A 12,326-nucleotide genomic window follows, 5' to 3' on the forward strand; every position below is an offset into this window, starting at 1 on the left:
TTCAGTTAATATATTGATTGATGTAAGCGTCTATTTATTAATAGGCGCTTTTTTGTATCTGCTTTATCTCAATTTTAGATCTTCTTTCATGTGGATCGGATATCTCTAATAGAGACTAAAGATATTGATTATCAACATAACTTCATACCTAATTTTGCAGATAAATATCATCATAACCAAATTGCCTGATAACTTTCTATCAGACATAAAAAACCCGCCAAGTAAGCGGGTTTGTTTCATTTTGAACGAATTAATTAATTACAGAACATCAATCGCATTCAATTCTTTAAATGCTTGCTCTAAGCGAACAACCATTGATGATTGTGCTTGGCGTAACCAGTTACGTGGGTCATAGTATTTCTTGTTAGGTTTATCAGCACCTTCAGGGTTACCTAACTGACCTTGCAGATAGCCTTCGTTCTTTTTGTAGAACTGTAAGATACCATCCCAAGTTGCCCACTGAGTATCAGTATCGATATTCATTTTGATAACACCATAGCCAACAGCTTCTTTGATTTCTTCAGCAGAAGAACCTGAACCGCCGTGGAAAACGAAATCTAGGCTATTGTGTGGCAGATTGAATTTCTCTGATACGTAGTCTTGTGAGTTACGCAGAATTTTTGGCGTTAATTGAACGTTACCTGGTTTATAAACACCGTGAACGTTACCGAAAGAAGCTGCGATAGTGAAACGAGGGCTTACCGCACTCAGTTTTTCGTATGCGTAAGCAACATCTTCTGGCTGAGTATACAGAGCAGAACTGTCCATACCTGTATTATCAACACCGTCTTCTTCACCACCAGTACAGCCTAATTCGATCTCTAAAGTCATATCGATTTTAGCCATACGCGCTAAATATTTAGCACAGATTTCGATGTTTTCTTCTAATGACTCTTCTGATAAGTCAATCATGTGAGAAGAGAACAGTGGTTTACCTGTTTTAGCGTAGTGTTTTTCACCTGCATCTAACAGACCATCAATCCATGGTAATAATTTTTTCGCACAGTGGTCAGTGTGCAGAATAACAGGAACACCGTAGTATTCAGCCATTTGATGCACATGGTGAGCACCAGAAATTGCACCTAAAATAGCGGCTTGCTGTGGTACATCAGATTTAAGACCTTTACCTGCGATAAATGCAGCACCACCGTTAGAGAACTGTACAATAACAGGAGAACGAACTTTCGCAGCAGCTTCTAACACAGCATTGATTGAGTCAGTACCTACGCAGTTAACCGCAGGCAGAGCAAATTTGTTTTCTTTTGCTACTGCAAATACTTTTTGTACATCATCACCCGTGATGACGCCCGGTTTCACGAAATCAAAAACTTTAGACATGTAATAAGATCCTATATTTGGAACAGGTAGAAAATAACTTTCTACCTGTATGAGCTGACTTAATTACTGTTTAGCGCGTTCTTCTAACATTGCAACAGCAGGAAGTTTTTTGCCTTCAACGAATTCTAAGAAAGCACCACCACCGGTTGAAATGTAAGAGATTTTGTCTGCGATATCAAATAAATCAATAGCTGCCAGCGTATCACCACCACCTGCGATAGAGAATGCTTCGCTATCTGCGATCGCTTTAGCAATGATTTCTGTACCTTTACGGAAGTTAGGGAATTCAAATACACCTACAGGGCCATTCCACAGGATAGTTTTCGCATTTTTCAGGATTTCAGCTAAACGTTCAGCTGTCACATCACCGATATCTAGCACTTGTTCATCGTCTTTGATGTCACTTGCTGATTTTAAAACAGCTTCTGCTGTTTCTGAGAATTCAGTTGCAACACGAACATCACTTGGTACTGGAATATCGCATTTTTCCATCAGTTTTTTAGCGTCATCAACTAGGTCTGCTTCATATAAAGAACGGCCTACTGGGTGACCTTCTGCTGCGATAAAGGTATTTGCGATACCACCACCAACGATTAATTGGTCAGCGATTTTTGATAAAGAATCTAATACAGTCAGTTTAGTTGAAACTTTAGAACCACCAACAATTGCAACCATTGGGCGCGCTGGTTTATCTAATGCTTTACCTAATGCTTCAAGCTCTGCTGATAACAGTGGGCCAGCACAAGCAACTTGTGCAAATTTAGCAACACCATGAGTTGATGCTTGAGCACGGTGAGCAGTACCGAATGCATCCATTACGAATACATCACATAATGCAGCGTATTGTTTAGACAGTGTTTCGTCGTCTTTCTTTTCGCCTTTGTTAAAACGAACGTTTTCAAGAACAACTAATTCACCGGCATTAACTTCAACACCGTTTAAATAGTCTTTAGCAAGGCTAACTGGTGCGGTTAATTTGTCTTTCAGATAGTCAACAACTGGTTTTAAAGAGAACTCTTCGTTGTACTCACCTTCGGTAGGACGGCCTAAGTGAGAAGTTACCATCACTTTAGCGCCTTGTTTTAACGCGGCTTCAATTGTTGGTAAAGAAGCACGGATACGCGCATCTGAAGTTACTTTACCATCTTTTACTGGAACGTTCAGGTCAGCACGGATAAGAACTCGTTTACCCGCTAGGTCTAAATCGGTCATCTTAATTACAGACATGATGAATCCTCTCATTGATTCTCTAAAATTTAGTAATCTTCTGTTCAGTGTGTTGTATTTTACGCGACACCGTCATTAAAACATGATTATTTAAAACCAGTTGTAGCCATTGCTAACGTTGTATCAAGCATCCGATTAGCAAAGCCCCATTCATTATCACACCAGACTAACGTCTTGATCAGGTGTTGCCCACTGACTCTTGTTTGAGTGCCGTCAACAATAGCACTATGAGGGTCGTGGTTAAAATCAGTTGAGACTAATGGCAATTCTGTGTAATCCACTATACCACGAAATGCGCCAGTTGCTGATTTTTGAATTAACCGATTGACATCTAACACATTTACAGCAGTTTTTACAGTGACACTTAAATCAATTGCCGTCACATTAATTGTAGGAACTCGTACAGAAATTGCCTCAAAATGATCCTTAAATTTTGGGAAAATCCGAGTAATTCCTGCGGCCAATTTCGTATCAACAGGAATGATAGATTGTCCTGCGGCACGAGTACGGCGTAAATCCTTATGATATGCATCAATCACGGGTTGATCGTTCATGGCTGCATGGATTGTTGTTACTGTTCCAGATTCGATATTAAACGCATCATCCATCATTTTAATGATAGGAATAATGCAATTTGTTGTACAAGATGCATTTGAAACAATACGGTGTTCTTTTTTAAGTTCATGTTGATTAACACCAAAAACTACTGTTGCATCTAAATCTGTTGTACCTGGATGAGAAAAGAGCACTTTTTTTGCACCTTGTGCAATATGAGCTTCGCCATCAGCACGAGAGCCATAAGCACCACTACAATCAAGCACAACATCAATACCAAGCTCACCCCAAGGTAAATCAGTAATATCAGCATGATGAAAAAGACGAATGCTATCATCACCGACTTGCAATAAATCGTTATTAATTCGTACATCCCAAGCGAAACGTCCGTGACTGGAGTCATACTTGAGAAGATGCCCGATACCTTGTGCATCAGCCAATTCATTTATTGCAACAACTGTTATTTCAGCCCGTTTACCTGATTCATAAAGCGCTCTTAACACATTACGCCCTATACGACCAAAACCGTTAATAGCGACTCTGATTGTCATGTGACTTCCTTGATAACTTGTGATTTGCAACCGCTTAGAATAATAGAGCAAGATACTAATCAACAACGATAAATCAAGTAAATCTAGAAATTGTGCAGTCACCGACATTTTAGCATTAACTGAAACGGTTCAGCTTGTTGATAATCAGATTACGAGAAATGAGAGAAGATCGCAATAGTAAACAAAGATGGAAGGATAAAAAAAGAGCACATCTGAGAAATTCTTCCCAAAAATGTGCTCTTGTTAACACTTATTGATTATTTAAGTAAAGATTTTGCCTGTGTGACCACATTTTCAACAGTAAAACCAAACTCTTCAAATAATTCGTTTGCAGGTGCAGATTCACCGAAGCTACGCATACCTACAATCGCACCATCTAAACCAACATACTTGAACCAGTAGTCAGCAATACCAGCTTCGATAGCAACACGTGCTTTCACTGATGTTGGTAATACTGCTTCACGATAATCTGCATCTTGTTTATCAAATGCATCTGTTGCTGGCATAGAAACAACACGTACTTTACGGCCTTCAGCAGTCAGTTGATCATAAGCACTAACCGCTAGTTCAACTTCAGAACCTGTAGCAATAAAGATTAATTCAGGCGTACCCGCGCAATCTTTCAGGATGTAACCACCCTTCTCGATATTTGCTAGTTGCTCTGGAGTACGTGGTTGTTGTGCAAGATTTTGACGAGAGAAAATCAGTGCTGTTGGACCATCTTTACGATCAATTGCATATTTCCATGCAACAGCTGATTCAACTTGGTCACATGGACGCCATGTGCTCACGTTTGGAGTTACACGCAGGCTTGCCATTTGCTCAACTGGTTGGTGAGTTGGGCCATCTTCACCCAGACCGATAGAGTCATGAGTATAAACAAAGATACTGCGGATCTTCATCAGTGCAGCCATACGCACTGCATTACGTGCATATTCCATAAACATCAAGAAGGTTGCACCGTAAGGAACGAAACCGCCGTGTAATGCAATACCATTCATGATTGCAGACATACCGAATTCACGTACACCATAATGGATGTAGTTACCCGCTTTGTCTTCATTCAGTGCTTTAGAACCAGACCACATAGTCAGGTTACTTGGTGCTAAGTCCGCAGAACCACCCATGAATTCTGGTAATACTTTACCGAATGCTTCTAATGCATTTTGAGATGCTTTACGGCTTGCAATACTTGAAGGGTTTTGTTGCAGATTTTCAATAAATGCTTTGGAATCTTTTTCCCAGTTTGCTGGTAATTCACCAGAAACACGACGTTTGTATTCGGCCGCTAATTCAGGGAACTGTGCTGCGTATGCAGCAAATTTAGCATCCCATGCAGCTTCTTTTGCTTTACCCGCTTCTTTCGCATCCCACTCTTTATAAATTTCTTGTGGAATTTCGAATGCGCCATATTCCCAACCTAACGCTTTACGTGTTTCAGCGATTTCTGCATCACCTAATGGAGAACCATGGGAATCTGCAGTACCTGCTTTATGTGGGGAACCAAAACCGATAGTGGTTTTACAAATCAGCAGTGAAGGTTTGTCTGTGATTTGTTTTGCTGCTTCAACAGCTGCTTTGATGCTTGCTGCATCGTGACCATCGATGCCACTGATGACATGCCAGCCATAAGCGTCGAAACGTTCTGCTGTGTTATCAGTAAACCAACCATGCACTTGACCATCAATAGAGATGCCATTGTCATCATAAAATGCAATCAGTTTGCCTAACTGTAATGTTCCAGCTAAAGAACACGCTTCGTGAGAGATACCTTCCATCATACAGCCATCACCCATAAAGGCGTAGGTGTAGTGGTCAACGATGTCATGACCAGGACGGTTAAACTGAGCCGCTAATGTACGTTCTGCAATAGCAAAACCCACTGCGTTTGCAATGCCTTGACCTAAAGGACCCGTTGTTGTTTCAACACCAGGGGTATAACCATATTCTGGGTGACCAGGTGTTTTAGAATGTAATTGACGGAAGTTTTTCAGATCATCTAAAGAAACTTCATAACCAGACAGGTGCAGTAAGCTATAAATCAGCATTGAAGCATGGCCGTTAGATAATACGAAACGGTCACGATCAGCCCAGTTAGGGTTAGTCGGGTTATGATTTAAAAAATCACGCCATAATACTTCTGCAATATCAGCCATACCCATAGGGGCGCCAGGGTGTCCTGATTTAGCTTTTTGCACAGCATCCATACTTAAAAAACGGATCGCATTAGCAAGGGTTTTACGAGTGGTCATTTTCTACTCCAAGTCGGATAAAAAGCATCTAGATAGCTGATTCTCTCAATGCGGGCAAAAAACCGCAATATAAAAAATCCACAAAGGTGGCTATCGTAATTAGCATAAAGCAATAATTCTTTGATTTGCACGGCATTTTTTACGATCAAAGCGGAAAATAACATTACACCACCGCATTGTTGCGCAACAAAAAGCAAAAAAGACAATGATTTGCGCAATTGAGAAGCGTGCTATTAAACCTTAGCTTGATATGACTAATCAAGATAAAATTTCATTACCTAATTATCCATCAAATCAAATAAATACCGTATTTGTTTTAATTATAGCCTAATAACTGACTGAACTTGTTACAAGGACGTAGAATTATAAGAGCTTAAAAAAGATAAAAAGCAGATAATTCACTGATTCAGTAATAAAAATCTTATTTACATCATATATAACTAAAAGGAAAAATCAGCGTAGCGTAAATGTTACTTTTTAATATCAATAGCAAAGAATAAATTTAATTCTATTTGTCCCTGTGAGTGAAAACTCTTTTTAAGCAACTGACGATTAAATCACCACTAATTTCTTTTTATAAAAACCTATCGGAAAATGACCTTGGTAGTAAATCTGAATGATCTTTTCCCAGCTGTCACCATAATTGAAGTATTTTTCAGTAAGATACTGCCTAAATGCGTAACATATCGCATTTCTTGCTGCAATTTTGAAGTTATGTGCATCGTATTGAAATTGACTATCTGGTACAGGGAAAGCTTTTAGACTCTCTATCACAGCTTTACTGACGACTAATCGCATCTCGACCAAATCTTTGGGATATTCTTGTTTTATATAGAAAGGATCATCTTGCGTGGGAGAAGTTGGCAACCATTCGACATTTAAAGACAATTCAAAACAAGCTTGGATACTTTGAAAATAGATAATCTTTTTATCATCGAAGCTTCCCTTTCCCATATTAGAAAAGAAAAGTGTAATGCTGATTTTTTGTTGGATTTCGTTAAAAAAGCTCATTGCTAATAGACTCAATTATTTCTACGTTAATTCTGTCTGATTTCAACATAACATACTGATTTTCAATATGTGAATATTGATAAAATAGATCATCTTCAAAAACTAAATTAGTGACAATAAACTTATTATCAAGCAATTTACCATTTAATTGATAAGCAAAAGAATTTCCGATTTGAGTCAACGACATAACGTGATCATTTGATGGTTTAATCTCAATGTCATCAAAAAACATTAATACTAACTCAACTAAATAGACCTCCCCTATCACAAATACATTGGGCTCATTAATAAAACAACAAATTTCATATTCACCAAAAGAGAGTCTAACTTCTTCTTCCACATAAGGATTGAGGGCAACAACTCTAGCAAAATATTTCATTCTTATTCTGGCCCATCCCATTTTAGTTGGTCTTTTAAATGCTCAGGTACAATCTCAAATAAGCGCTTAATATTTTTCTTATGCACATTATAATTATCACAAATTCTTTCACTAGCATTATCTAAGTAATACTTGGCCTGTACATTAAGAAAGTGGATATCGTTATTAGTCATCTCTTCCGTAGGTAAAGTACCAACAACATTATGTAGTAATTCAGCTTCAAAACCACAGGATTTGTTTTTTCCTTTACGGATAAAACTGTGTGTTTGAACATTTCGAATATGGGATAATGACCACCATAACATTTCAGAGTAAATTTCTATTTTTTTCATTTTAATGCGTAATATCCTTTATAGTAATTGGATCCTTGCCAGAATAAATTTTAATTTAACTATTATTATCTTCCACTAACGCTAAAAAATGATCTTGAAGATCACCTTGGATTTCTTCATTATCATAAATAAGCTGAAAATCTTCATCGATATTATTAACAAAATGAGTACCGTCTAGCATTCCGAATATTGTTGATGCGGTATCTGTCATCACGATTTTCATCATATCAATCACTGATTGCTTTTCTTTTTCTGATAAATTAACAAAAATCTTATTCACTTGAGAAAAAGTACCTTCATGATAACTCTCTGGATCTTGTCTATTTAATCTTTCACTATACTGTTTTAGGTTATCTTCAAATAACTCTTTGTATATTTCATTAATAATAAATTTATCTTTTCTCATGATTAACACACTAGTTAAAACAAATCATAACTTAATAAAAGTAATATAAAGTTAGATAAGATTTATTTATAATAAATTAGGCTTGATAAAGAATAAATTCCACTAAAAATTCAGCATGAGAATAATATAATAATACTTAACTTAAATTTCCTCGATAAAAGTATCATAATTATTATCCAATTGTATTAAAACCAACGCCCCATAGGTGAATTTTCTCTCAGATTTTTATCAATCAATTCTGGTGTAATGATTTTTTGTTCAATAACAGGAGGCATGATTTCATCTAGAATTTCGCAATCAATATGGCAACCAGTATTATGAAATATAAGGTTTAGAGCCTCATCAATTAATACGTGTTCACCATGTTCTTTCATTTCAAGGATAAACTGAACAATGGCTTGTTTTATTTCTTTATTTTTACTGTATTCGGCTTGTTCAGTTTCAAATTCTTGATAATAAAAGTGGTCGAGCGTTTTAGATAGCATACTTAAACGTAAATAAAATTCCGTGTTCATAAATTAACCCTAAATATCCCTAAGACAATGATTTGATACCGCGCAGGCTGTCTTTCACCAATAGCAAATAAACCAAGCAACTGCATATTTTCTTTTTTTGATTTTTGAATATCATACATTACCGATAATCCATCATAGTTATAGTGCATTCCTAAATTTAAAGTCAGTCCTTTAACCTTATTTATTACCTGCTGTTTTACATCTTTACCTAGGCTGTTTAAGTCTCTTAATTGCGTTACGCTAACTAACATATCTTCATCATAATAAGGGCATTGAATAAGATGATTTAACTGATAAAAATCATCTTCAAAACCATCATAAACCAGCTCTTTTTTCTTTATATTTTTCATCTTATTCAGGTTTTAATTGATACCAAAATGAAGTTGTTTTAGATGAGGTTAGCTCAATAATTCTATCTGGCGAAATATCCGTTAAAAACAGAGTGGCAACTGCGCGAAAAAAAGCAAAAAAATTCACTGCAATATGTTCGAAACTATCCATAGATGACTCACTCGTCATTACAAAAACATTCCCTGTTTGAGTATTTAATAAGAGGGTATAAGGATCAGACAGTGCAATAACAATGACGTTTTCAGGTCGTTCATCACCAATCCACCATTGAGTAAACTCATTGGGGCTATTTAGCATAAAAAGCCTTTCAAGATAATCTTCACCACAGCCAAAACTGATATTAAATAATGAGAAATTATCTAAATTATAGAGAGAGATAAAAGAGGTAAAATCATCAGGAAAAGAGAGTGTTAGCATCTGTTCTAGTAAATCTAAACCAGTAAGAGGTGTTGTCCTTTTAAAAAGAATGAAATCATTAAAATCTTCGCCTAAAGGAGAAAATTTATCTTCTAGCGCTTTTGTGATTTCATCAAACGTTAATAGCATGATTAGCCCAGACTAAATTAATTTTTAAACCAGTTAATCACCATTATATTCGCCAATATAATGTAAATTATTGTAGGTTTGATTATCGCTCTTTTTGATAACAAGCTCAGGATCTTGATACCAAAATATAGCATTCGCACTTTTAATTCCTAGTTCTTCACATTTAGCTTTAATGAACGATATTTCACTTTCATCAACAGCAGCATCTACCAAAACCTCGTCAAGCGTAACATCGTTATCAAAGCGAGGAATAACACCAATAAAATCTTCGTCGTACCACACTATTCCCAGATCTTTGCAAAATCCACATACTCTATAATTAGGAGAGTCAATTCCGTCTTCCTCAGAGTAATCTAATTCAAAATAGTACATATATTCTTCTTCAGAAGAAAAATTACTGCCAATCCATAAATGTACTCTATTTTCCATATTGATTACCCTACGAAATGCCATTGAGCATAGCATTAATATCATTAATAAATTCTAAGATAGTGATATCAAATATTGAAAGCAAGAAATAGTGACTTAGAAAAATAAGAGAAGAGAAAATTGTTGAGGCAGTAAAACGCAAAAACCCCAGCATAAATGCTGGGGTTTGGAATGTTGGCGGAACGGACGGGACTCGAACCCGCGACCCCCTGCGTGACAGGCAGGTATTCTAACCAACTGAACTACCGCTCCGCGTATCCTTTTGGACGAGGTGAATATTACGAATCTCTTGCCTTGTCGTCAACTGTTTTTCTAACAAAAAGATGCATTTGGATAGTTTTTAATCTCAGCTAACTATTTCTGCTTTTTTTATATTCAAACAGCCTCATCATTTGATGCCGGACGCCACAAACAATGCCCACCTTTTTTCTCAACTAAATCTAATCGAGACTCGTGTTCAGCAAGTTCTTCTGCGGTTGCTCTTATTACTCTTAATCCTGAAACAGGGCGTTCGATACGTTGGATATCATTTTGCTCTTGTTCGTTATTTGATTCGCCATCCATTGAAAATGCTAATGCTGTTTGCCCACCAGTCATTGCCAAGTAGACATCAGAAAGTATTTCAGCATCCAATAACGCGCCGTGAAGAGTACGTTTAGAGTTATCTATTAAGTATCTATCACATAAGGCATCAAGATTATTTCGCTTACCGGGAAATAATGCCCTCGCCATTACAAGGCTATCAGTAATTTGGCAGAACGTTTCGGTAAGTGGAATATCACGATTAAGCTTTCTAAACTCATAGTCCATAAAGCCGATATCGAACGAGGCGTTATGAATGATCAGCTCTGCACCACGAATATATTCTAAAAACTCGTCAGCAATATCAGCAAAAGAAGGACAATCTTCTAAAAACTCATCACTAATACCGTGAACTTCAAACGCTTCAGGATCAACTAATCTTTCGGGCTTAATATACACATGGAAATTTCGCCCTGTTAATCGACGATTGATAACCTCTACGGCACCAATTTCAATGATATTATGACCTTCATAATGAACGCCCAGCTTATTCATACCGGTAGTTTCGGTATCAAGTACAATTTGTCGTGTGATTGGAGTGCTCATAATCCGTTTTTATGTCAGACTTAGGGTTAGTTTTTCGTATTAATCAAAAAGGATAAGTCGCCTTTATGCACAAGCAGGTAGAAATATTCACCGATGGTTCATGCTTAGGCAACCCTGGCCCCGGTGGTTATGGCGCTATTTTACGCTATCAACAACATGAAAAAACCCTAAGTGAAGGTTTTTTTATGACCACCAATAACCGAATGGAACTTCTTGCCGCTATCGTAGCATTAGAAACATTAAAATTCCCTTGTAAAATTACACTGACAACAGATAGCCAATATGTCAGACAAGGTATTACACAGTGGATCCATAGCTGGAAAAAGCGCCAGTGGCGTAAAGCAGACAAAAGTCCTGTACTTAATGTCGATTTATGGAAACGCTTAGATAGTGCTATTACTCGTCATGAAATTGAATGGCATTGGGTAAAAGGCCATGCTGGTCATGATGAAAATGAACGTTGTGATGAATTAGCGAAAGCAGCCGCGCAAGCACCAACTCAAGAAGACACAGGTTATATCGAAAGCCAAAAAGATAAAACCATAGATTAGTAAGCATTATGGCTCTGGATGATTACGTGTAGCCCCTAAAACTCGACCTTTTACACTCATGCGTGGCAATGCAAATTTCAAGGCGGTGGGTGTTAAAGGAAGTGTTCTTTTACGTGCAATGATTAAATTTAAACAGCCACCGATGTGATAGCGGCTACCATCACGTTTTATTGGTCTCGAAAATGGCATAATCTGGAAATTCTGTTGTGTCATCACTTCATAATTTAACACACTAAGCCAATCTATTTGGCGGCGAAGTGAAAACATACGACTGGAGTAAGGCTGTTTTTGTCGTAATATCGGCGTGCATTTCCCAAGCCCTAATAAACTAATGGGGTTAAAGCTCGTTAATACAATCCAGCCATCATCAATTAAAACGCGATCTACTTCTCGTAATAGCCAATGGGGGTCTGCACTATAATCCAGTACATGCGCCATAAGGCAAACATCAATCGATTTATTTTCAAAGGGTAAATAATCTAAAGAGGCAATAACATCTGCATTTATTTTATTAGATGTCACATTGACTTGATGTGAAACGATACTTAATTTGGTATCCAGTTCGGCACTGAGTTGACCGAGTTTTAATAAATGAAAGCCATAAATTTTCGGCCACCAATTTTGTAAACGTAGTTCGATAGCCATGCGATAATATTCCCCCCAGGGAATATCGCGCCAAGAATCTGGCATCATAATTGGTTTTGCTGAACGAGCTGCTTTCATCGTTTAACCCTTTATAATTTATAAGTAAGGTA

General features: G+C 37.2%; 15 protein-coding genes and 1 tRNA gene. 1 reads left to right on the forward strand and 15 read right to left on the reverse strand.

The features are described from left to right. Nucleotides 1-258 precede the first annotated feature (258 nt). The 14 genes from fbaA to dnaQ form a co-directional block, all read right to left on the reverse strand. Nucleotides 259-1,338: a class II fructose-bisphosphate aldolase gene (fbaA, locus tag DK866_RS04395; protein WP_072070716.1), complete on the reverse strand. Its 1,080-nt coding sequence runs from the start codon at nt 1,336-1,338 to the stop codon at nt 259-261. 63 nt (nt 1,339-1,401) lie between these two features. After that, nucleotides 1,402-2,565, reverse strand: coding sequence for a phosphoglycerate kinase (gene pgk, locus DK866_RS04400; RefSeq protein ID WP_109407880.1), 1,164 nt, complete (start codon nt 2,563-2,565; stop codon nt 1,402-1,404). Nucleotides 2,566-2,651: 86 nt separating this feature from the next. After that, nucleotides 2,652-3,671, reverse strand: coding sequence for an erythrose-4-phosphate dehydrogenase (gene epd, locus DK866_RS04405; RefSeq protein ID WP_072070718.1), 1,020 nt, complete (start codon nt 3,669-3,671; stop codon nt 2,652-2,654). A 257-nt stretch (nt 3,672-3,928) separates the two neighbouring features. Continuing rightward, the gene (tkt, locus tag DK866_RS04410; RefSeq protein ID WP_109407881.1) at nt 3,929-5,923 is read right to left on the reverse strand and encodes a transketolase; all 1,995 of its coding nucleotides are present in this window, start codon (nt 5,921-5,923) and stop codon (nt 3,929-3,931) included. Between the two features lie 552 nt (nt 5,924-6,475). After that, nucleotides 6,476-6,934, reverse strand: a complete 459-nt coding sequence (locus DK866_RS04415; protein ID WP_109407882.1) for a hypothetical protein — start codon at nt 6,932-6,934, stop codon at nt 6,476-6,478. Beyond that, the gene (locus DK866_RS04420; protein WP_109407883.1) at nt 6,921-7,313 is read right to left on the reverse strand and encodes a hypothetical protein; all 393 of its coding nucleotides are present in this window, start codon (nt 7,311-7,313) and stop codon (nt 6,921-6,923) included. The genes DK866_RS04415 and DK866_RS04420 overlap by 14 nt, the downstream gene beginning before the upstream one ends. A 2-nt stretch (nt 7,314-7,315) precedes the next feature. After that, nucleotides 7,316-7,645: a hypothetical protein gene (locus DK866_RS04425; protein ID WP_109407884.1), complete on the reverse strand. Its 330-nt coding sequence runs from the start codon at nt 7,643-7,645 to the stop codon at nt 7,316-7,318. A gap of 55 nt (nt 7,646-7,700) precedes the next feature. Continuing rightward, entirely contained in the window at nt 7,701-8,051 is a 351-nt protein-coding gene (locus tag DK866_RS04430) for a hypothetical protein (protein ID WP_109407885.1), read from the reverse strand. A gap of 185 nt (nt 8,052-8,236) precedes the next feature. Next, nucleotides 8,237-8,566 carry a hypothetical protein gene (locus DK866_RS04435; protein WP_109407886.1) on the reverse strand — a complete coding sequence of 110 codons (330 nt, stop codon included), beginning with the start codon at nt 8,564-8,566 and terminating at the stop codon, nt 8,237-8,239. After that, nucleotides 8,563-8,916 carry a hypothetical protein gene (locus DK866_RS04440; RefSeq protein WP_109407887.1) on the reverse strand — a complete coding sequence of 118 codons (354 nt, stop codon included), beginning with the start codon at nt 8,914-8,916 and terminating at the stop codon, nt 8,563-8,565. Before DK866_RS04440 ends, DK866_RS04435 begins: the two co-directional genes overlap by 4 nt. A 1-nt stretch (nt 8,917) precedes the next feature. Continuing rightward, on the reverse strand, nt 8,918-9,463 hold the full coding sequence (locus DK866_RS04445) for a nuclease (RefSeq protein ID WP_109407888.1): 546 nt from the start codon (nt 9,461-9,463) through the stop codon (nt 8,918-8,920). 33 nt (nt 9,464-9,496) lie between these two features. Next, the gene (locus tag DK866_RS04450; protein WP_109407889.1) at nt 9,497-9,892 is read right to left on the reverse strand and encodes an immunity 22 family protein; all 396 of its coding nucleotides are present in this window, start codon (nt 9,890-9,892) and stop codon (nt 9,497-9,499) included. Nucleotides 9,893-10,067: 175 nt separating this feature from the next. Then, a tRNA-Asp gene (locus DK866_RS04455) sits at nt 10,068-10,144 on the reverse strand. A 123-nt stretch (nt 10,145-10,267) separates the two neighbouring features. Next, nucleotides 10,268-11,020 (reverse strand): DNA polymerase III subunit epsilon, encoded by a 753-nt coding sequence (dnaQ, locus tag DK866_RS04460; protein ID WP_109407890.1) that lies wholly within the window; start codon nt 11,018-11,020, stop codon nt 10,268-10,270. Nucleotides 11,021-11,085: 65 nt separating this feature from the next. On the opposite strand from dnaQ, the gene rnhA reads away from it, so the two are divergent. Further along, nucleotides 11,086-11,571, forward strand: a complete 486-nt coding sequence (rnhA, locus tag DK866_RS04465; protein ID WP_109407891.1) for a ribonuclease HI — start codon at nt 11,086-11,088, stop codon at nt 11,569-11,571. Nucleotides 11,572-11,577: 6 nt separating this feature from the next. Here the strand turns inward: rnhA and DK866_RS04470 are convergent, their stop codons facing one another. Then, complete coding sequence (locus DK866_RS04470; protein ID WP_109407892.1) at nt 11,578-12,294, reverse strand: methyltransferase domain-containing protein; 717 nt, start codon at nt 12,292-12,294, stop codon at nt 11,578-11,580. Nucleotides 12,295-12,326 lie beyond the last annotated feature (32 nt).

Source organism: Proteus genomosp. 4 str. ATCC 51469 (assembly GCF_003144375.1).
In the GTDB taxonomy this organism is placed as follows: domain Bacteria; phylum Pseudomonadota; class Gammaproteobacteria; order Enterobacterales; family Enterobacteriaceae; genus Proteus.